General features: G+C 72.8%; 20 protein-coding genes. 9 read left to right on the forward strand and 11 right to left on the reverse strand.

Translation table 11 applies throughout. The features are described 5' to 3' along the window. Positions 1-19 precede the first annotated feature (19 nt). Both greA and AC230_RS15060 read right to left on the reverse strand, forming a co-directional pair. Positions 20-517 (reverse strand): transcription elongation factor GreA, encoded by a 498-nt coding sequence (gene greA / locus AC230_RS15055; protein ID WP_049716678.1) that lies wholly within the window; start codon positions 515-517, stop codon positions 20-22. Positions 518-739: 222 nt separating this feature from the next. After that, entirely contained in the window at positions 740-1,147 is a 408-nt protein-coding gene (locus tag AC230_RS15060) for a DUF4307 domain-containing protein (protein ID WP_049716679.1), read from the reverse strand. A gap of 104 nt (positions 1,148-1,251) precedes the next feature. Between AC230_RS15060 and mca the strand changes: the two genes are divergently transcribed. Together mca and AC230_RS15070 are read left to right on the forward strand one after the other, a co-directional pair. After that, a complete protein-coding gene (gene mca / locus AC230_RS15065) occupies positions 1,252-2,121 on the forward strand; it encodes a mycothiol conjugate amidase Mca (RefSeq protein ID WP_049716680.1) in 870 nt (289 codons plus the stop codon). A gap of 7 nt (positions 2,122-2,128) precedes the next feature. Further along, the gene (locus AC230_RS15070) at positions 2,129-2,416 is read left to right on the forward strand and encodes a membrane protein (protein ID WP_049717029.1); all 288 of its coding nucleotides are present in this window, start codon (positions 2,129-2,131) and stop codon (positions 2,414-2,416) included. Between the two features lie 333 nt (positions 2,417-2,749). On the opposite strand, the gene AC230_RS15075 is transcribed toward AC230_RS15070, so the two are convergent. Further along, the gene (locus AC230_RS15075; protein WP_049716681.1) at positions 2,750-6,028 is read right to left on the reverse strand and encodes a tetratricopeptide repeat protein; all 3,279 of its coding nucleotides are present in this window, start codon (positions 6,026-6,028) and stop codon (positions 2,750-2,752) included. A gap of 225 nt (positions 6,029-6,253) precedes the next feature. Here AC230_RS15075 and AC230_RS15080 point away from each other — a divergent pair, with 225 nt between their 5' ends. Next, positions 6,254-8,296, forward strand: a complete 2,043-nt coding sequence (locus AC230_RS15080; RefSeq protein WP_049716682.1) for a thioredoxin domain-containing protein — start codon at positions 6,254-6,256, stop codon at positions 8,294-8,296. Here AC230_RS15080 and AC230_RS15085 read toward each other — a convergent pair. The 3 genes from AC230_RS15085 to trhA all read right to left on the reverse strand — a co-directional run bounded on the left by AC230_RS15085 (position 8,286) and on the right by trhA (position 11,681). Beyond that, the gene (locus AC230_RS15085) at positions 8,286-8,909 is read right to left on the reverse strand and encodes a TetR/AcrR family transcriptional regulator (RefSeq protein WP_049717030.1); all 624 of its coding nucleotides are present in this window, start codon (positions 8,907-8,909) and stop codon (positions 8,286-8,288) included. The genes AC230_RS15080 and AC230_RS15085 overlap by 11 nt on opposite strands. Before the next feature lie 10 nt (positions 8,910-8,919). Next, positions 8,920-10,470, reverse strand: coding sequence for an MFS transporter (locus AC230_RS15090; RefSeq protein WP_049716683.1), 1,551 nt, complete (start codon positions 10,468-10,470; stop codon positions 8,920-8,922). A gap of 473 nt (positions 10,471-10,943) precedes the next feature. Further along, positions 10,944-11,681 carry a PAQR family membrane homeostasis protein TrhA gene (gene trhA / locus AC230_RS15095; protein WP_078871262.1) on the reverse strand — a complete coding sequence of 246 codons (738 nt, stop codon included), beginning with the start codon at positions 11,679-11,681 and terminating at the stop codon, positions 10,944-10,946. A 268-nt stretch (positions 11,682-11,949) separates the two neighbouring features. Here trhA and AC230_RS15100 point away from each other — a divergent pair, with 268 nt between their 5' ends. Further along, positions 11,950-13,770, forward strand: a complete 1,821-nt coding sequence (locus AC230_RS15100; protein WP_049716684.1) for a phosphoenolpyruvate carboxykinase (GTP) — start codon at positions 11,950-11,952, stop codon at positions 13,768-13,770. 633 nt (positions 13,771-14,403) lie between these two features. Here the strand turns inward: AC230_RS15100 and AC230_RS15105 are convergent. The 4 genes from AC230_RS15105 to AC230_RS15120 all read right to left on the reverse strand — a co-directional run bounded on the left by AC230_RS15105 (position 14,404) and on the right by AC230_RS15120 (position 19,142). Beyond that, complete coding sequence (locus AC230_RS15105; RefSeq protein ID WP_049716685.1) at positions 14,404-14,820, reverse strand: SCO4983 family protein; 417 nt, start codon at positions 14,818-14,820, stop codon at positions 14,404-14,406. Between the two features lie 55 nt (positions 14,821-14,875). Then, on the reverse strand, positions 14,876-16,084 hold the full coding sequence (locus tag AC230_RS15110) for a pyridoxal phosphate-dependent aminotransferase (RefSeq protein WP_049716686.1): 1,209 nt from the start codon (positions 16,082-16,084) through the stop codon (positions 14,876-14,878). Between the two features lie 76 nt (positions 16,085-16,160). Beyond that, on the reverse strand, positions 16,161-17,786 hold the full coding sequence (locus tag AC230_RS15115; protein WP_049716687.1) for an N-acyl-D-amino-acid deacylase family protein: 1,626 nt from the start codon (positions 17,784-17,786) through the stop codon (positions 16,161-16,163). Positions 17,787-17,855: 69 nt separating this feature from the next. Then, positions 17,856-19,142 carry a type III PLP-dependent enzyme domain-containing protein gene (locus AC230_RS15120; RefSeq protein ID WP_049716688.1) on the reverse strand — a complete coding sequence of 429 codons (1,287 nt, stop codon included), beginning with the start codon at positions 19,140-19,142 and terminating at the stop codon, positions 17,856-17,858. 222 nt (positions 19,143-19,364) lie between these two features. On the opposite strand from AC230_RS15120, the gene AC230_RS15125 reads away from it, so the two are divergent. The 3 genes from AC230_RS15125 (at position 19,365) to AC230_RS15135 (ending at position 21,619) form a co-directional block, all read left to right on the forward strand. Then, positions 19,365-20,342 carry a sugar kinase gene (locus AC230_RS15125; RefSeq protein ID WP_078871305.1) on the forward strand — a complete coding sequence of 326 codons (978 nt, stop codon included), beginning with the start codon at positions 19,365-19,367 and terminating at the stop codon, positions 20,340-20,342. Next, positions 20,339-21,097, forward strand: coding sequence for an IclR family transcriptional regulator (locus AC230_RS15130; RefSeq protein ID WP_049716690.1), 759 nt, complete (start codon positions 20,339-20,341; stop codon positions 21,095-21,097). The genes AC230_RS15125 and AC230_RS15130 overlap by 4 nt, the downstream gene beginning before the upstream one ends. Before the next feature lie 114 nt (positions 21,098-21,211). Then, positions 21,212-21,619 carry a RidA family protein gene (locus AC230_RS15135; RefSeq protein WP_049716691.1) on the forward strand — a complete coding sequence of 136 codons (408 nt, stop codon included), beginning with the start codon at positions 21,212-21,214 and terminating at the stop codon, positions 21,617-21,619. On the opposite strand, the gene AC230_RS32585 is transcribed toward AC230_RS15135, so the two are convergent. Continuing rightward, positions 21,616-21,786, reverse strand: coding sequence for a hypothetical protein (locus AC230_RS32585; RefSeq protein ID WP_157868579.1), 171 nt, complete (start codon positions 21,784-21,786; stop codon positions 21,616-21,618). The two genes, AC230_RS15135 and AC230_RS32585, sit on opposite strands and share 4 nt — an antisense overlap. 389 nt (positions 21,787-22,175) lie before the next feature. Between AC230_RS32585 and AC230_RS31130 the strand changes: the two genes are divergently transcribed. Both AC230_RS31130 and AC230_RS15140 read left to right on the forward strand, forming a co-directional pair. Then, positions 22,176-22,529, forward strand: a complete 354-nt coding sequence (locus AC230_RS31130) for a hypothetical protein (protein WP_338399797.1) — start codon at positions 22,176-22,178, stop codon at positions 22,527-22,529. After that, entirely contained in the window at positions 22,453-22,977 is a 525-nt protein-coding gene (locus AC230_RS15140; RefSeq protein WP_049716692.1) for a DUF6879 family protein, read from the forward strand. Before AC230_RS31130 ends, AC230_RS15140 begins: the two co-directional genes overlap by 77 nt. The last annotated feature ends 2 nt before the right edge of the window (positions 22,978-22,979 follow it).

The following is a 22,979-nucleotide window of genomic DNA, read 5'->3' on the forward strand; positions in this document are numbered from 1 at the left end:
TCGTGGCTCAGCCCGTGGCTCAGCCCTGGTACGGCTTGGCGTCCAGGATGCGGACCATGGCCTTCTTGCCGTTCGGCAGCTCGTACTCGGCGTCCTCGCCGATCTTCTTGCCGTTCACGCCGGTGCCCAGGGGCGACTGGGGGGAGTACGTCTCGATGTCCGAGCTGGCGTACTCGCGGGAGGCCAGCAGGAACGTCAGGGTGTCGTCCGGGTCGCCGTCGAAGGCGATGGTCACGACCATGCCGGGGGCGACCACGCCGGTGGCGGCCGGGGCCTCGCCGACCTTCGCGTGCTCGAGCAGCTGGGTCAGCTGGCGCACACGGAGCTCCTGCTTGCCCTGCTCCTCCTTGGCCGCGTGGTACCCGCCGTTCTCTCGCAGGTCACCTTCCTCGCGCGCCGCGGCGATCTTGGCCGCGATCTCCGTGCGAGCGGGACCAGACAGGTACTCCAGCTCGGCCTTGAGCTGGTCGTACGCCTCCTGAGTCAGCCAGGTGACGTTGTCGCTGGTCTGGGTCACAGGTGCTCCTCGTCGGTGCTGGGAAAAACTTGGGGTCACGGATACAAATGAACGCCCTACTCAGAAGGGTGCACCTCCAAAGGCGGGCGAAACCACGAGCCTAACAATTACGTCCGGAATGGGGGAAGAAGCCGCCGGGAGAAACCGCGCAAGAGACGCGTCAACGCAGGTCAGCGGGGCTGTGGCGTGGATCGCTCCGGGGGTGTCCGGGACGGCGGGCGGTCAGCCGCGCGCGGTGCGGCAGCCCTCCAGCTGCGTGAAGCGGGCCCGGGCGGTGGTACGGAGCGTGACCAGCTCGGTGAAGTGCTTCTCGGCGCGGTCGATCCGCACGTCCAGCCGGGAGACCTCGGAGCCGTCGTAGGCGAGCGAACGCAGCGTGCACACGCCCTTGTCGTCCTTGCCCTTGCGAACCTCCAGGACCGCCTGGACCGAGGAGTCGGAGACGGTCTTCGACCGGATCAGCTCGCCGCTCACCTCCGACTTGGTGAGGTAATGCACACCCGCCCACCCCACGAAGACGAGCAGGACCGCGCCCAGCACACCGCCGACGATCTTCAGCTTGCGGTCGGCCCGTGCGTCCGCCGAGCGGCCATAACGCCCCTCGGGCAGGGCCTCGCGCTGCGCTGCCATGATCGTTTCCTCCCGGGCGGCGATTTGTGAACGCGGAATGAAACGGCTCCCGCTTCGGTCACTATAGGAGGCGTCTGCCGAGACGAGTGACTGAGGATCGAGCCTTGACTGAGCAGCTGCGAATGATGGCCGTTCACGCCCACCCCGACGACGAGTCGAGCAAGGGCGCGGCCACGATGGCCAAGTACGTGTCCGAGGGGGTGGACGTGCTGGTCGCCACCTGCACGGGTGGGGAACGCGGTTCCATCCTCAACCCCAAGCTCCAGGGGGATCCCTACATCGAGGAGCACATCCACGAGGTCCGCGCCAAGGAGATGGCGGAGGCGCGGGACATCCTCGGCGTCAAGCAGGAGTGGCTGGGCTATGTGGACTCCGGGCTGCCCGAGGGCGACCCGCTGCCGCCGCTGCCCGAGGGCTGCTTCGCCCTGCAGGACGTGGAGGAGGCGGCGGGGACGCTGGTCAAGCTGATCCGCGAGTTCAAGCCGCACGTGATCACCACGTACGACGAGAACGGCGGCTACCCGCACCCCGACCACATCATGACCCACAAGATCTCGATGGTGGCCTTCGAGGCGGCGGGCGACCCCGCGCGCTACCCCGAGGCGGGCGAGCCCTGGCAGCCGCTGAAGCTCTACTACAACCAGGGCTTCAACCGGCAGCGCACCCAGGCCCTGCACGACGCGCTGACCGAGCGCGGCCTCGAATCCCCCTACGGCGAGTGGCTGGAGCGGTGGGACAGCATCGGCCGCGACCGCAACCTGACGACGTTCGTGCCATGTGGCGACTTCTTCGAGATCCGCGACAAGGCGCTGGTCGCCCACGCCACGCAGATCGATCCGGACGGCGGCTGGTTCCGCGTGCCGCTGGACATCCAGCGCGAGGTCTGGCCGACCGAGGAGTACGAGCTCGCCAAGTCCCTCGTGAGCACCTCCCTCCCCGAGGACGACCTCTTCGCGGGCATCCGCAACAATTGACCCCATGATGAGCGCGACTGCCTCCCTCGCCGTCACTCACCTCGTGCCGCTCGCCGGCGAGGAGCTTGACAAGAACAAGGTCACCCCGGGTGTGCTCGGCTTCATCGTCTTCGCCGTCATCGGCGCGGCCGTGTGGCTGCTCATGAAGTCGATGAACAAGCACATGAAGCGGGTGGACTTCCAGGAGGCGCCCGAACCCGCCGCCGAGGGCGCGGACCTGGCGGCGGCCACCGCCACCGCCACCCCGTCCGACCCGTCGGCCGGCGACCCGAAGGACAAGCCCGCCAAGGGCTGACCCGGCTCCGGCCGGCCCGGTCCGGAGGCACCCCGGGGTGCCGCCGGACCCTTTGGCGTGTCCGGCGTGCCCCCGGGCCGGGGCGGCGCGCCGGGGGGCGCGGCGCGCGGTGCCGGCGGTCGTGGGCGGTGCCTGCGAGGGTCGGGCCTGCTGTGCCGGGGCGCGCTGTGCCGGGGCCACGGTGCCGGGGGCCACGGTGCCGGGCGGCCCACGGTGGGCCCGCCGTGGAGCGCCGGGGCGCTGGCGCGTCGCGGAGCGCCGGGGTGGTGGTGCGTCTCGGCAGTGCGGGGCCGGGGCCGGTGGCGCGTCGGGGGCGGGCGAGGGTCGGCGGGGTCACCGGGGGAGCACCGCGATCACCTCCCGTGAGCGGCGGCCCGGCACCATTCCCAGGCGCCACGCCTGCCAGCCGGACTCCGGCTCGACGCCCCGCTCCAGCACCAGTGCGAACGCCTCCGTGTACTGCTCCAGCGAGGGGTCGACCGCCCAGTCGGCGGAGCGCAGCTCCGCCCGCAGCCGGGCGAGCTCCTCCTCGGCGACCGCCGAGCCCACCACCGAACCGCCCGGCGACGCCAGCGGCAGCAGGGTGCAGCGCAGGAACCGCGCCCAGCTCTCCCCGCGCCGGTCGCCGAGCGTCCCGAACAGCCGCGCCGCCTCGTCCAGCAGCTCCAGCGCCTGCGCCGCCCGGCCGTTGCCCGCGTCGACCACCGCCAGCTCCACACAGGACCACGCCTCGCCGTGCGCCACGCCCATGCGCTGGAAGTCGAGCCGGGCGTCATGGAGGAGCTGCCGGGCGAAACCGCTGTTGCGCAGGCTCCCCGTCCGGGCCGCCCGCTGGTCCCTGGTGACCCGCGCCGAATGGTGCCGGGCGCACGCCAGGCCGTACACGTCGCGCATCCGGTTGAACATCGAGCGCGCCCGCTCCAACTCCCGCAGCGACTCAGGAAGATCACCGATCTCCTCCAGGGCCTGCCCCAGGTGGAACAGCGTCCACGCCTCGCCCCGCGCGTCCTCGTGCTCCCGGTGCCGGACGGCCGCCTGCCGCAGCCCCCCGGCCGCACCGGCCGCGTCCCCGGCGGCCAGGCGGGCGCGGGCCAGCTGGGTCAGCGCCCAGGCCGCGCCCCGGCCGTCCTGGGTGCGGCCGTACAGCTCCAGGGCCTCCCTCAGCTCCTCCTCGGCCGGTCCCTCCCGGCCCGTCCGCAGCAGCACCTGACCCCGGTGGAAGTGCGTCCACGCCTGACCGTGCAGGCTCTCGCTCTCCCGGTGCAGCTCCAGCGCCACCGCCAGCAGATCCAGCGCCTCCGCCAGCCGGCCGAGGTCCCGCTCGACCGCGCCCAGCGCGTGCAGCGTCCACGCCCGGTCGCCGCTCAGCTCCGGGGCGGACTGCAACTCCAGGGCCTCGCGCAGCTTTTCGGCCGCCTCGCGCATGTTGCCCTGGTGCTGGAGCGTGATGCCCAGGTCGCGCAGGGCCCGCGCCGCGCCCGCCGGGTGCTGCGCGTCGAAGTACAGATCCACGACCGAGGTCAGCGTCGTACGGGACTTGTCCAGCTCGCCGAGCTGGCGGGCCGCGACACCGGTGCGCCACTGCACCGAGCGGTTGAGCAGCTCCCGGTCCGTGGACTGCGTCAACTCGCCCAGCTCGCCCAGCCGGTAGAGGTCGCCGCGCAGCAGGCAGTAGTCGCACAGGGCGCCCAGCAGGTGCAGCACCGCCGACTGGTCCACCCCCTCGGCGTGCCGCAGGGCCGCCGTGATGAAGCTCGACTCGTCGTCCAGCCAGCGCAGCGCGGCGTCCAGCGAGGTGAAGCCGTGGCCGCCGGCGGCGCCCTGGGCGAAGGCGTCCGCGCGTGTGGACGTCTTGCCGTCCACCATGCGGATCACCGAGTCGGCCAGCTCCGCGTAGCTGCGGATCAGCCGCTCCTGCGCGGCGGCCCGCTCGCCCGCCGGCTCCTCCTCGTGCAGTCGCGCGTGGGCGAAGTCGCGCACCAGGTCGTGCATCCGGAAGCGGCCCGGGCGTACTGGCTCGATCACGCCGGCGCGCGCCAGCTCGGTCAGCGTGCGCGCCGCCTCCTTCTGGCCCGCCGCCAGCAGGGCCGCCGCCGCGGCGGCGCCCAGCGAGGCCCGCCCGGCCAGCGCGAGGCGGCGCAGCAGCTTCCTTGCGTCCTCGTTCAGATCGAGGTAGCGCAGCCACAGGGCGCGCTCGACGGGGCCGCTCTCGCCCGCGGCGGCCAGCTCCGCGGCGAGCGTCCGCGCGGTGCGCGGCCCCAGGGAGGAGCCCGCGACGCGCAGCGCCAGCGGCAGCCCGCCGCACAATCCGGCGACGGCGTCGAGGACTTGGGGGTCGTCGAGCCCGCCGCCGGCCGCCTCCTCTTCCTCCTCGGCCGCCGAGCGCAGCAGCTCCCGCGCCGCCGTCCCCTCCAGCGGGCCGACCTCCAGCTGGTGCGTCCAGGCGACCAGATCCGGCGGCAGGGCCAGCGGGGTGCGGGCGGTGACCAGCACCAGGCTCTCGGAGCGCTCGGGCACCAGGGCCCGGACCTGCTCCGCGTCCGAGGCGTCGTCGAGGACGACCGTCACCGGCAGCCCCGTCAGATGCTGGTGGTAGACCTCCGACAGCCGCTTGAGGTGCTGGTCGTGCGAGGACCGCTCGCGGAAGAGGAGGTGGTCGCGCGGGGCGCCGAGCCGGTTGAGCAGGTGCAGCAGGGCGTCGCGGGTGCCCAGCGGCGGTTCGTCGTGGCTCTCGCCCCGCAGGTCCACCAGGCACGCGCCGCGGAACTGGTCGCGCAGACGGCGGGCGGCGTGCAGCGCCAGGGTGGAGCGGCCCGAGCCGGGCGGGCCGTGCAGCACCACGACGACCGGCTTGGTCTCCGTGCTCGCACGGGCCTGGCGCACGCACTGCGCGATCCGGTCGAGCTGCTCCTTGCGGCCGGTGAACAGGCCCTGGCCGGCCGGGAGATCATCGAAGGAGCGGGCCAGGACGCTGCGCCGGCGGGCCGCCGCGCTGCGGTCCGCGCCGCGCAGCGGGAGGGTGGCGGTGGTGTCCTTGCCGGCCCGGTCGTCGGCGGTGGGGCGCGCCGTGCCGCGGAGCATCCGGCGCTGGTCGAGGAACGGCCTTATCCCGCGCACCTCCACCGCGGTCAGCCACTGGAGCCGGAGCTGCTCGGCGCCGCCTGGCTGGCCGCGCAGCCCGGCGCGGCGGTGGGCCGCCGGCCAGTGACCGGCCGTCAGCTTGAGGACCGTCGTCACCGCGCCGGCGAGGGCGACCGCCACGCCGGTGCTCAGCGCCGTGCCGGAGGAGGTGCCGTACCCCAGGTCGGCGACGGACGCGGTGACCGCGGCGACCGCCGTGACCAGCGCGGGAGTGCCGAGCGCGGGGCCCGACAGGCGGGTGGACAGCGGCGCGACGGACGCCGCCTCCTCGTCCAGCGCGCGGAGGTACGCGACGTACTCCTCGGCGGCGGCCGCCGTCAGCGCGTCCAGCTCGTCGCGCGCCCGGCGCAGCAGCGCCGCGCCGTCCGCGCGGCCGCCCGAGCGCCGTACCTCCTCCTCGACCGCCCGCTCCAACAGGCTCTCCACGTCTCCCCGATGGCCCTTCCGCAGGGCCGGCGGTGAGCTCCGCATGCGTCGTCCCCCCTTCGACCGGCACACTTCGACCGGCAACGCAGGCCGGTGCATTTTCGATCGGCGAATGCCAAGGCGTTCAGTCTTCCGCCTGGGAGGGATTTCCGGCAGCCCTGTGGATAACCCCCCTGTGGAAAACCGGCGGGAACGCCGCACGGGTGTTGCGAACGGTGATCAGGGCTGCGGGTGAGGAAGTCGGGGCCCTTGTTGGTGAAGGATGGACCCATGCCGAACCGCCTGGCGCACGAGACGTCGCCCTACCTCCTCCAGCACGCCGACAACCCGGTCGACTGGTGGCCCTGGTCGCCCGAGGCGTTCGAGGAGGCGCGCCGCCGCGACGTGCCCGTCCTGCTGAGCGTCGGGTACGCCAGTTGTCACTGGTGTCATGTGATGGCCGGCGAGAGCTTCGAGGACGAGGCCACCGCCGCCTACCTCAACGAGCACTTCGTCTCCGTCAAGGTCGACCGCGAGGAGCGGCCGGACGTCGACGCCGTCTACATGGAGGCCGTGCAGGCCGCGACCGGTCAGGGCGGCTGGCCCATGACCGTCTTCCTCACCCCGGACGCCGAGCCGTTCTACTTCGGCACCTACTTCCCGCCGGAGCCCCGGCACGGCATGCCCGGCTTCCGGCAGGTGCTGGAGGGTGTGACCGCGGCCTGGACGGGGCGGCGCCAGGAAGTGGGCGAGGTCGCGGGACGGATCGTGCGCGACCTCTCCGAGCGCTCTCTCACCGCGGCGGGCGAGCATCCGCCCGGCGCGGAGGAGCTGCACCTGGCGCTTATGGCGCTGACCCGCGACTTCGACGCGGTGCGCGGCGGGTTCGGCGGGGCGCCCAAGTTCCCGCCGTCCATGGTGCTGGAGTTCCTGCTGCGCCATCATGTGCGCACGGGGTCCGCGGCGGCGCTGGACATGGTGTCGGCCACGTGTGAGGCGATGGCCCGCGGCGGCATCTACGACCAGCTCTGCGGCGGTTTCGCGCGCTACGCGGTGGACAGCGGCTGGGTGGTGCCGCACTTCGAGAAGATGCTGTACGACAACGCCCTGCTGTGCCGCGTGTACGCGCACCTGTGGCGGGCGACGGGCTCCGGCCTCGCCCGCCGGGTCGCCCTGGAGACCGCGGACTTCCTGGTCCGTGAACTCCGCACGGAGCAGGGCGGTTTCGCGTCGGCGCTGGACGCGGACAGCGAGGACGCGAGCGGGCGGCACGCCGAGGGCGCCTACTACGTCTGGACGCCCGCCGAGTTGCGGGAGGTCCTGGGCGAGTCGGACGCGGAGGTCGCCGCCGGCCACTTCGGCGTCACCGACGAGGGAACTTTCGAGGAGGGCGCGTCCGTCCTCCAACTCCCGGACACCGACGGCCTCGTGGACGCCGCGCGCATCGCGTCGGTCCGCGACCGCCTGCGCGCCGCGCGCGACCGCCGGCAGCGGCCGGGGCGCGACGACAAGGTCGTGGCCGCCTGGAACGGCCTGGCGATCGCCGCGCTCGCCGAGACGGGCGCCTACTTCGACCGGCCCGACCTCGTCCAGGCGGCGACGGACGCCGCCGACCTCCTCGTCCGCGTCCACATGGACTGGAACGCGCGGCTCTTCCGCACCTCCCTGGACGGCGTCGCGGGCGCCCACGCGGGGGTGCTGGAGGACTACGCCGACGTCGCCGAGGGGTTCCTCGCGCTGTCGTCGGTCACCGGCGAGGGCGTCTGGGTCGACTTCGCGGGCCTGTTGCTGGACACGGTCCTCATCCGTTTCCGGGACGAGGACGGAGCCCTGTTCGACACGGCCGACGACGCCGAGGCGCTCATCCGCCGCCCCCAGGACCCGACGGACAACGCCGCGCCCTCCGGCTGGACGGCGGCCGCCGGTGCCCTGCTCACCTACGCGGCCCTGACCGGCAGCGCGCCGCACCGCGAGGCGGCCGAACGGGCGCTCGGCGTCGTGCGGTTGCTCGGTCCGAGGGCGCCGCGTTTCATCGGCTGGGGCCTGGCCGTCGCGGAGGCGCTGCTGGACGGGCCGCACGAGATCGCGGTCGTCGGGCCGGGCGGCGACGAGGCCACGCGCGCCCTGCACCGCGTCGCCCTGCTCTCCCCGCGGCCCGGCGCGGCCGTCGCCCTGGGCGAGCCCGCCTCCGCGACGGCGGCGGAGGTTCCGCTGCTGGCCGACCGGACGCTGGTGGAGGGGCGGCCCGCCGCGTACGTGTGCCGGAACTTCACGTGCGAGCGGCCGACCGCCGATCCGGCCGTGCTGGCCGGGCAGTTGGGCGTCAGAGAGTGAGCCCGCGCTCCAGGACGTCCAGCGCGCGCTCGAGGTAGGTCAGCGGGTCGCCGTGCTGGCCTTCGTCGACCCAGGTCATCAGCGCCTCCTGCATCGCGGCCAGCACCGCCGTGGTGACCACGCGGACCTCCAGGTCGTCCGCCCGCCGGCCCGTCCGTCCGGCCAGGGCGCGGCAGATGATCCCGGCCGAACCGGCCATGCCCTCGCCCGAGCGGGCACGCAGCGCGGGCACGTCCCGGATCAGGCGTATGCGCATCCGCATCTCGGGGCTGTCCTCGCCGAGGACATGGCGCAGTCCCTCGACGATCGCCTGCCGCACGGCCGTCAGCGGCGGCTCGTCCGCCGGCCGCTCGTGGAGGAGGGACTCCAGCAGCGGGTCGTACTCGTCCGTGAGGACGATGTCCTCCTTGGTCGGGAAATAACGGAAGACGGTGCTCGGGGAGACGTCGGCGGCGTGGGCGATCTGGTCCACGGGAGTCGCGTCGTACCCCTGCTCCTCGAAGAGGCGGTAGGCGGCGGTGCGGATCGCCTGCCGGGTCTTGATCTTCTTCCGTTCGCGCAGCCCGAGCCGGGGGCCGGGCTGTGCGGCGGGGGAGGTACGTGCCGGTGTCATGACCGCATTGTCAGGCATCGATCGTTTCGTCGACCACTGTCCGGCCGGCCCTTTCCTTCCGGGCGGGGCGGGAGGAGGGCAGGAAGGCCGCGACGAGCGCGGCGGCCGCGAGGGCGGCGACGGCGGACACCAGCAGGGCGGTGTCCATGCCGTGGACGTACGCGGCGTCCGCCGACCGCGTGAGCGCCGCGTCGTGCAGCGCCCCGGCGACGGCGTGCGCCGCCCCCACGGAGTCGGCGGCCTCGCCGGCCGCGGCGGACGGGAGGCCGGAGGTGTCGAGGCGGGCGCCGTAGACGCCGGCGATCACGCTGCTCAGGGCGGCCAGGCCGATCGCCGAGGCCACTTGGCGGAGCGTCATCAGCAGGCCCGAGCCGACGCCGGCGCGCTCGCGCGGCAGCGAGCCGAGCGCGCCGTCCATGGCGGGGATGACGGCGCCGCCGAAGCCGACGCCGACGAGGCTCAGCCACAGGGCCGTCCAGCCATAGCCGTCGTCGACCGTGGTGCGGCTGCCGAGCAGTGCCGCCACCGCCATCACGGCCAGACCGCCCGCGATGACCGGGCGCGGGCCGGTCCGGGCGGCGAGCGGCGTGGTGGCGCGGGAGGCGACCAGCATGCCGAGCGGCATCGGGATCATGCGCAGGCCGGTGCCGAAGGCGTCGTGGCCCTGGACGGTCTGGAGGTAGGAGGGCAGGACGAACGTCAGGCCGGTCATGGTGAACATCACCAGGGCGGCCGCGACGGTGTTCCAGAGGAACGCGGGCCGGCCCAGCAGGGCGAGGTCCAGCATCGGGCGCTCGCGGCGCCGTTCGCGCACGACGAGCAGGGCGAGCAGGACGAAGGCGGCGGCGAAGGCGGCGAGGACCGGTGCGGACGACCAGCCGCGCCGGGGGCCCTCGATGACGCCGAAGACGAGGGCGCCGAGGCCGGTGACGGAGAGTGCGGTGGTGAGGGCGCTGACGGTGGGGGCGGCGGGGTCCGTGCTCTCCGGGAGGAGCAGGAGACAGGCGGTGACGGCGAGTCCGATGAACGGCACGTTGATCAGGAAGACCGAGCCCCACCAGAAGTGGTCGAGGAGGAAGCCGCCGAGGAGGGGGCCCAGGGGGAGGCCGAGCCCGGTGGCGGCGGAGAGCGCGCCGACGGCACGGGTGCGCTCCTCGGGGCCGAAGAGCACCGGCAGGACGGCGATGGCCAGCGGCATCACCAGGGCGGCACCGGCCCCCATCAGCGCGCGGGCCGCGACGACCGTGGCGCTGTCGTCGGCGAGCGAGCCGAGGAGGGAGCCCGCGAGGAAGACCAGCAGGCCGGTGACCAGCGTGCGGCGGCGGCCGAACCGGTCGCCCAGGAGGCCGGCCGGGAGCATGAGGGCGGCGAAGACGACCAGGTAGGAGTCGGCTATCCACTGCAACCGGCCGGTGTCGGCGCCCAGTTCGGTGGCCATCGTCGGCAGGGCCACGTTGAGGATCGTGGTGTCGAAGCCGAGCGTGAGCATGCACAGGACGATCGCGGCCAGGGCGACCCAGCGGCTGCGGGGGCGGCCCGCGGCGGAGGGGGTGGCAGGCATGACGGAACCTCTTTGGGAGTTGAAGTCAAATGACAGTAACTCTCAAAAGATGGGTACTGTCAATCGTTGACGTCCCGGCTGCTCCTCCTTGACGGCGCGCTGATTGTCAGTGGGGTGTGTGACGCTGTGTGCAGGGCAGGGAATCGGTCAGTGGCCGACGACCGAAAAGGGGTGGGTGATCCGTGATGGGAGGAGCGGTGCACGCGCTCGCCGCGCTGATCGGCGCGGTGTGCGTGGGGAGTTACATGCTCGCCGGTGAACTGGCCGTGCTGGTCGTGGTGCTGGCGGCCGTCGGGGGCCTGACATGGAGAGTGGCCGCGGCCTCCAGGCCACGGCCACCGCGGTGGGCGCGCCCGGGGCGCGCGCTGTCGAAGATGCCGGCGTCGGAGGCGCCGGCGGTGTCGGAAGTGTCGGAGGTGCCGGGGGTGCCGGGGGTGCCGGGGATATCGGGCGTCCCGGGCGTCCCGGGCGGCTCAGGCGTGCGAATAGGCCACCAGGGAGATGCCCACGTAGTGCACGACGAAGGCGGCCAGCGTCAGTGAGTGGAAGACCTCGTGGAAGCCGAACCAACGGGGGGAGGGATTGGGGCGCTTGATCCCGTAGATCACGCCGCCCGCGCTGTAGAGCAGCCCCCCGACGATCACCAGGACGAGGACGGCGATGCCGCCCTTGCGCAGGAAGTCCGGGAGGAAGAAGACGGCGGCCCAGCCCATGGCGATGTAGCAGGGGGTGTAGAGCCAGCGCGGCGCGCCGACCCAGAAGACGCGGAAGGCGATGCCGGCCGCGGCGGCGGCCCAGACCGCCCAGAGCAGCAACTGGCCCCGGCTGCCCGGGATCAGGAGCATCGTCAGGGGCGTATAGGTGCCGGCGATGATCAGGAAGATGTTGGCGTGGTCGAGGCGGCGGAGCACCGCGGTCGCCCTGGGGCTCCAGTTGCCGCGGTGGTACAGCGCGCTGATGCCGAAGAGCAGGCAGGCGCTGAGGACGTAGACGGCGCAGGCGATTCTGCCGCGGGTGCTGTCGGCCAGGGCCGTCAGGAAGACGCCCGAGATCAGCACGGCGGGGAACATCCCGGCGTGCAGCCAGCCGCGCAGCCGTGGTTTGACGGCGGCCAGGGCGGTGTCGGGATGGGGGGCGGGCGAGGGGGCGGCGGTCGCGGCACCGGCGGAGGTGGCGGGCGCGACGGGCGCCGCGTCGGACGCGGGTGTCATGCCGTCATGCTACCTACGCCACCGTAAGTTACGGATCAGTATCACGTGGCGATGGTCACGGGAGCGCCCCCTGGACAGAAGGGAAACGGAGTCGGATGATCAAATGAGTGCGGGCGGCACCGGATGAGCGGTCGCGAAGCGTCTGGGTCGCAGCCCCCAAGGGGCGTATGTGCAGAGACGGACCCGCCGCCGGTCAGGCGGGCGAGCGGTCCGTACCACCCTCAACATGTGACGCCGGGCGCCGTGGCCCCGGCGGGACGGAGCGATCGTGGCGCGCGCAAATGCGGCTCCCAACATCCCCACCGACCACCAGGGGCTCATCTCCTGGGTAGACGAGATCGCCGCCCTCACCCAGCCGGACCGGGTCGTCTGGTGCGACGGTTCCGAGGCCGAGTACGAGCGCCTCTGCGAGGAGCTCGTGGCCAAGGGCACCTTCCGCAAGCTCGACCCCGTCAAGCGCCCGAACTCGTACTACGCGGCATCCGACCCCACGGACGTGGCCCGCGTCGAGGACCGGACGTTCATCTGCTCCGCCAAGGAGGAGGACGCCGGCCCGACCAACCACTGGAAGGCACCCGCCGAGATGCGGGAGATCTTCAGCGGTGAGAAGGGCATCTTCCGCGGCTCCATGCGCGGCCGCACCATGTACGTCGTGCCCTTCTGCATGGGCCCGCTCGGTTCGCCGCTCTCCGCCATCGGCGTCGAGATCACCGACTCCGCGTACGTCGCCGTCTCCATGCGCACCATGACCCGCATGGGGCAGCCCGTCCTCGACGAACTCGGCTCCGACGGCTTCTTCGTCAAGGCCGTGCACTCGCTGGGCGCCCCGCTCGCCGAGGGCGAGGCCGACGTGCCGTGGCCGTGCAACAGCACCAAGTACATCTCCCACTTCCCCGAGGACCGGGAGATCTGGTCGTACGGTTCCGGCTACGGCGGCAACGCGCTGCTGGGCAAGAAGTGTTACGCCCTGCGCATCGCCTCCGTCATGGCCCGCGACGAGGGCTGGCTGGCCGAGCACATGCTCATCCTCAAGCTCACCCCGCCGCAGGGCGAGGCGAAGTACGTGGCCGCCGCCTTCCCCTCCGCCTGCGGCAAGACCAACCTCGCCATGCTCGAACCGACCATCTCCGGCTGGACGGTGGAGACGATCGGCGACGACATCGCGTGGATGCGCTTCGGCGAGGACGGCCGCCTCTACGCGATCAACCCCGAGGCCGGCTTCTTCGGCGTCGCGCCCGGCACCGGCGAGCACACCAACGCCAACGCGATGAAGACCCTCTGGGGCAACTCCGTCTTCACCAACGTCGCGTTGACGGAGGACGGCGACGTCTGGTGGGAGGGCATGACCGAGGAGACGCCCGCCCGTCTCACGGACTGGAAGGGCAACGCCTGGACGCCGGAGTCCGGCACCCCCGCCGCCCACCCCAACGCCCGCTTCACCGTGCCGGCTTCGCAGTGCCCGATCATCGCGCCCGAGTGGGAGGACCCCAAGGGCGTGCCGATCTCCGCCATCCTCTTCGGCGGCCGCCGGGCCTCGGCCGTCCCGCTCGTGACCGAGTCCTTCAGCTGGAACCACGGCGTCTTCATCGGCGCCAACGTGGCCTCCGAGAAGACCGCCGCCGCCGAGGGCAAGGTCGGCGAGCTGCGCCGGGACCCGTTCGCCATGCTGCCGTTCTGCGGCTACAACATGGGCGACTACATGGGGCACTGGGTCGAGGTCGGCAAGGACAAGGACCAGTCCAAGCTGCCGAAGATCTACTACGTCAACTGGTTCCGCAAGGACGCGGACGGGCGCTTCGTGTGGCCCGGCTTCGGCGAGAACAGCCGCGTGCTGAAGTGGATCGTCGAGCGGCTGGAGGGCCGGGCGGAGGGCGTCGAGACGCCGATCGGCGTCCTGCCGACGCGGGAGGCCCTGGATCTGTCCGGGCTCGAACTGTCCGAGGCGGACGTGGAGTTGCTCCTGTCGGTCGACAAGGAGGTGTGGCGGGAGGAGGCGGCGCTGATTCCCGCGCACTTCGAGACGTTCGGTGAGCACACGCCGAAGGAGCTGTGGGACGAGTACCGGGAGCTGGTGCGGCGGCTCGGCTGACGCGTCGTCCGGGGCGGGGTGGGGTTTTTCTTCTCCCCGCCCCGCCCTTTCACCGTTTCCCCCGGGGCTCCGCCCCGGGCCGCCCCGGGCGTGCGGCGGCGGACCGCCGGGCGCGTGCTCCGCGCGGGGCGGGGCTCCGCCCCTGCACCCCGGGCCTTCCGGGGGCGTGCTCCGGCGCGCACCGCAGCCGAGCTCCGGGTACGCACGGCGGGCCGTGCTTCGGGTTCGCAACGTGGCTGCGTCCCGTCCCTTTCGGAGTCGGGCCCGCCCCGCAACACGGCCGCAGTCCGCGCCGGGCAACGTGGCAGCGCCTCGGGGGCGCACGCGCCAGCGGCCCGCGCACGCAACGCGGCTGCGCCCCGGGCGCGGCCTCTGCGCCCGCGCCCCTGCGGGGCCGTGCTCCAGGCCCGCAACGGGCCTGCGCCCCGCCCCTTTTGGGGCCGTCCCCGGCCCCGTGTGGCCGCGCCCCGCCCGCATCGCGGCCGCGTCTGACCCGCAACGCGGCCGCGCCCCCTCATCCCCCGGGCCCGCCTCGCGACCGCGCCGCGTTCATCCTCGATCAAACCCGAACCCCGAACCCGAAGCCGAACTCGACTCGAACTCGCCCTTCGCCCCCGCCGGGGTTCCGCGCTGTCAGGCGGTCCTGGCCGCCTCGTGGGCGTGGAGGCGGGCGGAGGCCAGGGTGGTGCTTTCCGGGTCGTCGCGGGAGGAGGCTACGACGAGGGCCTGGCCGGCGAGCATGTGGGCGCGTTGGTGGAGGGCGCGGATGCGGGAGGGGTCGGTGACGACCACCGTGGGGACGGCGCGGAGGGGGGCGTCGCCGCCGCGCAGGTGGGTGATGCGGGCGGCGAGGCGGCGGGCGGCGTCGTCGAGGTCGGGGGAGGGGGTCAGGACGCGCAGCTCGTCGGTCACGGTGAGCAGCGCGGTCAGATGTCCCGCGAGCCGGATGTCGAGCTCTTGCTCGCGGGAGCGGGTCGGGCCGTGGGCGGCGGCGGGCCCTGTCGGGTCGGCCATGGTGTGGACCGACTTCGTGCGGATCGGCTCGTACATGGATGGCCTCCTGCTGTCCTACAGAAGGCCATCCTAACTTAGACGAGGTCTAAAGTTATTGGGCGTAGCCCTCCAGGAAGTCGCCGATGCGGGTCACGGCCTCCGCCAGATCCTTGGCGTTCGGCAGTGTGACCAGGCGGAAGTGGTCCGGCTCGGGCCAGTTGAAGCCCGTCCCGTGGACGACCATGATTTTTTCGGCGCGGAGCAGATCGAGGACCATCTGCCGGTCGTCCTTGATCTTGTAGACCTTGGGGTCCAGGCGCGGGAACGCGTACAGCGCGCCCTTCGGCTTCACGCAGGTGACGCCGGGGATCCTGGTCAGCATCTCGTGGGCGACGTCGCGCTGCTCCAGCAGGCGGCCGCCGGGGAGCACCAGGTCGTTGATCGACTGCCGGCCGCCGAGGGCGGTGGCGACCGCGTGCTGGGCGGGCATGTTGGCGCAGAGCCGCATGTTGGCGAGGATCGTGAGGCCCTCGATGTAGCTCTCGGCGTGGGCCTTGGGGCCGCAGACCGCCATCCAGCCGCTGCGGTAGCCGGCCACCCGGTAGGCCTTGGAGAGCCCGTTGAAGGTGAGGGTCAGCAGGTCGGGGGCGATGGCGGCGGTCGGGGTGTGGGTGACGCCGTCGTAGAGGATCTTGTCGTAGATCTCGTCGGAGCAGACGATCAGGTTGTGGCGGCGGGCGATCTCGGTGAGACCGCGCAGCATCTCGTCGCTGTAGACGGCACCCGTGGGGTTGTTGGGGTTGATGATGACGAGCGCCTTGGTGCGGTCGGTGACCTTGCGCTCGATGTCGGCCAGGTCCGGCATCCAGTCCGCCTGCTCGTCGCAGCGGTAGTGCACGGCGGTGCCGCCCGCGAGGGAGACGGAAGCGGTCCAGAGGGGGTAGTCGGGGGCCGGGACGAGGACCTCGTCGCCGTCGTCGAGCAGCGCCTGCATCGACATCTGGATCAGCTCCGAGACGCCGTTGCCGAGGTAGACGTCCTCGACGGACAGCTCGATGCCCTTGGTCTCGTAGTGCTGGACCACCGCCCGCCGCGCGGAGAGCAGGCCCTTCGCGTCGCCGTAGCCGTGCGCGTCGCCGACGTTGCGCAGCATGTCCTCCAGGATCTCCGGAGGGCACTCGAAGCCGAAGATCGCGGGGTTGCCGGTGTTGAGCTTGAGGATGCGGTGCCCTGCTGCCTCCAGCCGCATCGCCTCCTCCAGCACCGGGCCACGGATCTCGTAGCAGACGTTGGCGAGTTTCGTTGACTGGATCACCTGCATGACGGCCACCCTACGGGGGCGCCGACGTGCGCGCGCGGGCTTTCGCGGCGTGCGCGGCGCGCCCCGAGCGCCCGCGTCAGCGGACCGGCGTGCGGCGCACGGTGCGACCCGCCAGTACGTCCGTACGCCGCCCGTCTTTCATCACAAAGCGCCCGGCAATCAGGACATAAGGAATGCCGGTCGGAAGCGTCCGCGGGGCTTCGAATGTGGCGCCGGCGGCCACGGTCTCCGGATCGAAGAGGACAAGATCCGCACGGTATCCCTCGCGGATCAGACCCCGGTCCGGCAGCCGGAGGCGGGCCGCGGGACGGGACGTGAGATGCGCCACGCACTCCTCCAGGGGCAGCACTCCCAGGTCGCGCGCGTAGTGCCCGAGGTAGTGCGGGAAGGTGCCGTACGCCCGGGGGTGCGGCTTGGCGCCGTGCAGGATGCCGTCGCTCCCCCCGGTGTGCGCCGGGTGCCGCATGATCGCCCGGACGTTCTCCTCGTGGCCGACGTGCTGGATGATCGTCGTGCCCAGCCGGTCCGCCAGGAGCAGGTTGCGGGCCGTCGTCCAGGGCTCCTCGCCGCGCGCCGCCGCCGCGGCGGCAATGGTGCGGCCGACGTGGGCGGCGGCCTGCCGGCCGTCCGCCACGCCGGAGATCTCCACCGCGCCCCAGTCGACCGGCACGCCGTGGCAGCCGTCCGAGCCCTCCGCCTCCAGGGCGTGCCGGACGCGTTCCGCCGTCGCGTCGTCGCGCAGCCGGGCCAGCGTCGCGGCCGGTCCGCCGTCCGCCGCCCAGCTCGGCAGGAGCGCGGCGAGCGTCGTACAGCCCGGCGTGTACGGGTAGCTGTCGAGTGTGATGTCCGCCCCCGCGGCGCGGGCGTCGTCCAGCAGGCGCAGCAGCTCCGGCGCGCGCCCCCGGTTCTCCGGGAAGTTGAGGACGGCGTGGGCGAGGTGCAGGGGACAGCCCGCGGCGCGGGAGACCTCGATCATCTCGGCGTACGCGCGCAGGGCGTGCGCGCCGTACGAGCGGTGGTGCGGGCAGTAGTAGCCGCCGTACGACGCCACGACACGGCACAGTTCGGTGAGTTCGGCGTCGCTCGCGTACATCCCGGGCGTGTACGTCAGCCCCGACGACATGCCCACGGCGCCCTGCGCCAGTCCGTCGGCGACCAGGCGCCGCATCGCGTCGAGCTCCGCGCCGGTCGCCGGACGGTCGTCCCAGCCGACGGCCAGGGCGCGGACGGTGCCCTGGGGGACGAGGTACGCCGCGTTGACGGCGATGCCGGCGCCGTCGAAGCCGTGGTCGAGGCGGTCGAGGTACTCGCCCGTCGTGCGCCAGGTGAAGTCGGCGGCGCCGTCGCCGCCTTGGCCGTTCCAGCCGGCGATCTGCGCGCGGAGGGAGGGCAGGACGCGGTCGTCGACCGGCGCGTAGGACAGGCCGTCCTGGCCGATGACCTCCAGGGTGACGCCCTGGGCGGCCTTCGCCTCGTGGCCGGGGTCCTGGAGGAGGGCCAGGTCGCTGTGGGCGTGCATGTCGATGAAACCGGGGGACAGGGCGAGGCCGTCGGCGTCGAGCGTCCGGCGGGCGGTGGGGCGTGGGCCGTCGCCGGGGCGGCGGATCTCGGCGATCCGGCCGCCCTCGACGCCGACGTCGGCCCGGTAGGCGGCACGCCCGGTGCCGTCGATGACGCGGGCGTCGCGGATGACGGTGTCCATGGATGTGCCCTTCCGTCGGCTCCATCGGATCCATCGGCTCCCCAGCGGGAGGGGGCGGGGAAGCGTGGGCTAGAAGAACGTCCGGATGTAGTCCGTCACCGTGCCGTCCGCCGCCGCGACCGGGATCAGCTGCCACTTGTCGAAGGCCGTGCAGGGATGGGAGATGCCGAGGCCGACCCAGTCGCCGACCTCCAGCTCCGCGTCCTCCGGCAGGGAGACGAAGGCGTGCTGGTCGGCCAGGCCGGTGACGGTCATGCCGTGGGCCTCGCGCAGCGAGCCGTCCCGGGCGGAGCGGATGACCTGCACCTCGGGCAGGTCGAGGTCGTACGGAGCGTCCCGCTTGCCCGCGTTGAGATAGGCCCGTCCCGGCTCCGGGCGGGAGACGCACTGGGCCCAGAGGCGGAACGCCGGCCGCAGGGCGCCCTGTTCGGGATGGCGCCCGAAGGGGGTCTTCCGCCGGTACTGGCCGTCGTCGTGCGTCACGTACGCGCCCGAACGCAGCAGCTTCAGCACCGGGGCGGACAATTCCGGGAGTTGCGCGAAGACTTCCGCGACCGCGTCGAACCACGAGCTCCCGCCCGCGCTCACCACGATCTCCTCGACCCCCGCGAACCGCCCCTCCGCGTCGAACGCGACGGCGATCCCGGTCAGTCGCCGCAGCCACGCCCGTACGGACGCCTCGTCCGCGTCCGGGATCTCGGCCTCGTAGCCGGCGACCCCCACCAGCCGCAGCGTCCCGCCGGCGTCGGCGACCGCGTCGGCGACGCGTGCCGCGTCCGCCTCGGTGCGCACGCCGGTGCGGCCGCCCACGGCGCCGAGTTCGACGACGACGTCGAGCGGGCGCGCGGACCCGGCCTCGCGGAGGGCCGCGTCCATCAGCTCGACGCCGCGGACGGAGTCGACGTACACGACGATGCGGAAGTCCGGGTCGGCGGCCAGCTCGCCCGCGAGCCAGCGCAGCGCGGCCGCGTCGACCAGTTCGTTGGCGAGGAAGATCCGCCGCACGCCGAACGCGCGGTAGGCGCGGACCTGGCTGGGCACGGCGGCCGTGATGCCCCATGCCCCGTGCGCGAGCTGGCGCTCGAAGAGCTGGGGCGCCATGGACGTCTTGCCGTGCGGCGCGAAGGCGAGTCCGTGCTCGGCGGCCCAGCGCTCCATGAGGGCCAGGTTGTGGTCCAGCGCCTCGGTGGACAGCGCCAGGACGGGCGTGGTGAAGCCGCCGGTGAACAGGCAGCGCCGCTCGGCGGCCAGCGCCCCCACGGCGAGTCCCTCCGCGTCCGGGGGCAGACCCTTGAAGCGGTGGTCGATGCGGTCGTGGGCGAGCCGGGCCAGGGCGTCGGCTGCGTCGGCGGCCATGGAGCCTCCAGGAGTCGGGTTGCAGTTGCAGTATGTGCAACGTGCGTTGCGCACCGCGCACGGAGCTGTCTAACATCCGGGCGAACGCCGGGTCAACGGTCCGTCTCACATCCGCACGGCCGCCTCGCACGGCTCGCATGGTCCGCAGAACCCGCAGAATTCCGCAGGGAGGAGCGCCGCGTGGCCGACGGCGGCACCGACGTCACCTGCGTCGGAGAGACGATGATCGCCCTCCGCCCGCCCGGCCGCGACGGGCTCGGCGAGGCGTCCTCGTTCCTCCGCGGCGTCGGCGGGGCCGAGTCGAACGTCGCCTGCGCCCTGGCCGCTTGGGGCCACCGCACGCGCTGGATCGGACGCGTCGGGACGGACGGCTTCGGCACCCACGTCCTCGACACGCTCGCCGCACACGGCGTGGACACCTCCGCCGCGCGCCGCGACGCGCACCGGCCCACCGGCGTCTACTTCCGCACCTCCGCCGAACGCGCCGCCGCCCAAGTCGCCTACTACCGCGCCGGGTCGGCCGCCTCCGCCCTCTCCCCGGACCTCCTCGACCGCGCCGACGCCTGGTCCGGACGCATCCTGCACCTCAGCGGTGTCACCGCGGCCCTCTCCGCGGGCTGCCTCGCGCTCCTGCGCGACCTCACCGCCCCCGGCCCCGGCCGCCCGGCCATCTCCTTCGACGTCAACTACCGTCCGGGGCTCTGGCACGCGGCCCCCGAAGGCCCCGCCGTCCTCCTGGAACTCGCCCGCCGCAGCGACATCGTCTTCGTCGGGGAGGACGAGGCGGAGGCGGCCTGGGGGCTGCGCGGTGCCGCCGCCATCCGGGCCGCGCTGCCCGAACCCGGCGTGCTCGTCGTCAAACGAGCGGCGCGCGAGGCCATCGCGTACGCCCCCGGTGGGCTCGTCGTCGCCGAACCCGCCCCCGCCGTCGAGCTCGTCGCCCCCGTCGGCGCCGGGGACGCCTTCGCCGCCGGCTTCCTCTCCGCCACCCTGCGCCGACTCCCCTTCCCCGCACGGCTCCGGTACGGACACCTGCTCGCCGCCGCGGCCCTCACCAGCCCCGGCGACCTCCCCGACCCCGCACCCGCCCGCGCCCACGCCGACCGGCTCGCCGCCCTCGGTCCCGCCGCGTGGGGCACACTGCGTCTCGGCCCCGGATGGGCCGAGGGACCGAACGCCCCGGAGGAGCGCACCGCATGAGCCAGACCGTCGACCGCGCCCTCACCATCCTCCCCCTCCTCGCCGAGGGCCCCGCCAACCTCGAACAGGTCGCCGCCCGTCTCGGTGTCCACAAGTCCACCGCACTGCGGCTCCTGCGCACCCTCCACGCGCACGGCATGGTCTACCGCCAGCAGGACCAGCGCTACCGCCTCGGCGCCCGCCTCTTCGCCCTCGCCCAGCAGGCGTTCGAAAGCCTCGACGTCCGCGAGATCGCCCACCCGCACCTCGTCGCGCTCAACGAGCGCTGCGGGCACACGGTGCACCTCGCGGTGTACGAGGACGGCGAGGTCGTCTACATCGACAAGGTCGAGAGCCGCTACCCCGTCCGGATGTACTCCCGCATCGGCAAGCCCGTCGCCATCACCGTCGCCGCCGTGGCGAAACTCCTCCTGGCCGACCTCCCGGACGCGGAGCGGCGAGCGGTCGCCGAGCGCCTCGACTACCCCGCGTACACCGCGCGTTCGACGCCCAACGCCGCCGCCTTCCTCCGCGAGCTGACGGTCGTCCGCGACCGCGGCTGGGCCACCGACTTCGGCGGCCACGAGGAGTCCATCAACTGCGTCGGCGCGCCCATCCGGGGCGCCGACGGCCGCGTCGTCGCGGCCTGCTCGCTCTCCGCGCCCAACGTCGTCGTCAGCGCCGACGAACTGCTCGCGCTGCTCCCCGCGTTGCGGGGGACGGCCGAGGCGATCAGCGCGGAGTTCTCGGGAAAGCCGGCGAAGCCGGCGCGATGACGCGATGACGCGATGACGTCGATGTGATGACGCCGACACGATGACGTCATGCGAGGACGACGGCGCGATGACCACGACACGATGACGACGACACGAAGAGTAAGGACACCGACGATGACCGAGAAGACCGCCGTCACCCCGTCCGGGCACACCACCCCGCCCGCCCTCTTCTCCCACGGCGTGCGCAAGGGCAACGTCCTCCAGGTCGCCGGCCAGGTCGGCTTCCTGCCCGTCACCGCCCCCGGCGCCACCCCCGCCGTGGTCGGCCCCGGCCTCCCCGAACAGGTGCGGCAGACGCTCGACAACGTCCACGCCGTCCTGGACGCGGGCGGCGCGAGCTGGGAGGACGTCGTCATGCTCCGCGTCTACCTCACGGACACGGCGCACTTCGCCGAGTTCAACGAGGTGTGGGACGCGTACTTCGCGGGGCGTGTCACGGTGCCCGCGGCCCGTACCACGGTGTACGTGGGGCTCCCGGCCGGGCTGTTGGTGGAGATCGACGCGCTGGCGGTGCTGGGCTAGGACCCCCGCAGGGCCGCCCTCACCGCGGCGGCGCCGAACCGCGCGGCGCCGCGGGCGCCCTGCGCGGCCTCCGCGGCGCGCTCGGTACGGCAGCCGTGGCACAGGTCTCCGTCGCCGAGCGGGCGGAAGAGGTACGGGTGGGTGTGGTCGCCCTGGCATTCGCGCATCCCGTCGACGCGGGGCTGCTGGGGCGTCGGGTGTGGGGCTCGGATGGGTGGCGGTTCGGGGGGTTTGGGATGAGGCGGTTGTGTCGGGGAGGGAGAGGAGGTGGACGAGCAGGCGTACGGCGTCGGGGGAGAGGCGGCGGTGGCGGATGATGTCGTTCGGTACTTGGGTGAATCTGCCGGCTGGCGCGGTAGCATGGCGCAACATCCCAGGTTTCCTTTGGCTTTAGACCTTGGTGGTGTAGGCCCCTGCGGTGTCCTGGCAGACACGTGGGGGCCGTTTCGTGTTCGCTGAGCGTACCGGCGACTAAGCGGCATCCGCCCGGAGTTGACTCCCCCGAACGCCAGTCCTGTATCGGGGGCGGCACGCTCGGTTCTCTGCCGTTGCCCTCTTGACGGCCACGGCTGTGAAGTCCATGGTCTGCAAGCCCAAGGGCTCGATACGGGAGGTCAGTGTGGCGCTACGGTTCACCGCGAAAGATCCCGCCACCGACGGCAGGGACTGTCCAACAGCATGGGTGGAGGACGAAGCCGAGGAGATCCTCTTCCAAGGATGGAAACCCTCCGAGGAGACCTTGGCCAAGTGCCGGGAAACAGGGCCGATTCCGGAGACCGAGGCGGTGGTGAGGATCCCGTTCCGTATGATCCCCGCCATCAATGAGGCGTGTGATGTCGCTGAACGCGGCAGACTTCGACGAGTTGATCAGCTCGACAAAGAACTCAGCGGTGCATCTGGAGATGCGTGACGCCTACGGGGTCGCCGAGGAGAACAGCGACTTCGCGGCATGGAAAGCCGGCGACAACAGCAGTCGGTACGACCGCATGGGGCGACGGCGCGAGTGGCTGGACCTCGTCGAGCGCACGGTGGGCCGGGGCGTGGTCATGCGACGAGCCCGGATCGTGTCCGAACCGGTGAGTGACTACATCCGGTTCGAGTACGAAGGTGCGCAACTCAATGTCGATGCCGGAGAACTTGTCCGTTGGCTTCCCCGTCGTCGGGCATCCGATATCGCGCTCCCCGGCAACGACTTCTGGCTCTTCGACGAACGTGTCGTTCGCTTCGGCCACTTCTCCGGCAACGGGGCCTACGTCGGCGAGGACTTCACCGACGACCCGGTGGTGGCGAAGCTCTGCGCCACGGCGTTCGAAACGGTCTGGGAGCGGGCGGTCCCGCACGCGGAGTACAGGGTCTGACC

It is taken from the genome of Streptomyces caatingaensis (assembly GCF_001187435.1).
GTDB classification, from domain to species: Bacteria; Actinomycetota; Actinomycetes; order Streptomycetales; family Streptomycetaceae; genus Streptomyces; species Streptomyces caatingaensis.

What these genes read in the sequence shown, in the direction of transcription:
- AC230_RS15060 (WP_049716679.1), bottom strand. Translation starts at nt 1,147, where the DNA reads ATGGCAGCGCAGCGCGAGGCCCTGCCCGAGGGGCGTTATGGCCGCTCG.
- AC230_RS15070 (WP_049717029.1), top strand. Translation starts at nt 2,129, where the DNA reads ATGAGCGCGACTGCCTCCCTCGCCGTCACTCACCTCGTGCCGCTCGCC.
- AC230_RS15075 (WP_049716681.1), bottom strand. Translation starts at nt 6,028, where the DNA reads ATGCGGAGCTCACCGCCGGCCCTGCGGAAGGGCCATCGGGGAGACGTG.
- AC230_RS15080 (WP_049716682.1), top strand. Translation starts at nt 6,254, where the DNA reads ATGCCGAACCGCCTGGCGCACGAGACGTCGCCCTACCTCCTCCAGCAC.
- AC230_RS15085 (WP_049717030.1), bottom strand. Translation starts at nt 8,909, where the DNA reads ATGACACCGGCACGTACCTCCCCCGCCGCACAGCCCGGCCCCCGGCTC.
- AC230_RS15090 (WP_049716683.1), bottom strand. Translation starts at nt 10,470, where the DNA reads ATGCCTGCCACCCCCTCCGCCGCGGGCCGCCCCCGCAGCCGCTGGGTC.
- trhA (WP_078871262.1), bottom strand. Translation starts at nt 11,681, where the DNA reads ATGACACCCGCGTCCGACGCGGCGCCCGTCGCGCCCGCCACCTCCGCC.
- AC230_RS15105 (WP_049716685.1), bottom strand. Translation starts at nt 14,820, where the DNA reads ATGTACGAGCCGATCCGCACGAAGTCGGTCCACACCATGGCCGACCCG.
- AC230_RS15110 (WP_049716686.1), bottom strand. Translation starts at nt 16,084, where the DNA reads ATGCAGGTGATCCAGTCAACGAAACTCGCCAACGTCTGCTACGAGATC.
- AC230_RS15115 (WP_049716687.1), bottom strand. Translation starts at nt 17,786, where the DNA reads ATGGACACCGTCATCCGCGACGCCCGCGTCATCGACGGCACCGGGCGT.
- AC230_RS15120 (WP_049716688.1), bottom strand. Translation starts at nt 19,142, where the DNA reads ATGGCCGCCGACGCAGCCGACGCCCTGGCCCGGCTCGCCCACGACCGC.
- AC230_RS15125 (WP_078871305.1), top strand. Translation starts at nt 19,365, where the DNA reads ATGATCGCCCTCCGCCCGCCCGGCCGCGACGGGCTCGGCGAGGCGTCC.
- AC230_RS15130 (WP_049716690.1), top strand. Translation starts at nt 20,339, where the DNA reads ATGAGCCAGACCGTCGACCGCGCCCTCACCATCCTCCCCCTCCTCGCC.
- AC230_RS15135 (WP_049716691.1), top strand. Translation starts at nt 21,212, where the DNA reads ATGACCGAGAAGACCGCCGTCACCCCGTCCGGGCACACCACCCCGCCC.
- AC230_RS32585 (WP_157868579.1), bottom strand. Translation starts at nt 21,786, where the DNA reads ATGCGCGAATGCCAGGGCGACCACACCCACCCGTACCTCTTCCGCCCG.
- AC230_RS15140 (WP_049716692.1), top strand. Translation starts at nt 22,453, where the DNA reads ATGTCGCTGAACGCGGCAGACTTCGACGAGTTGATCAGCTCGACAAAG.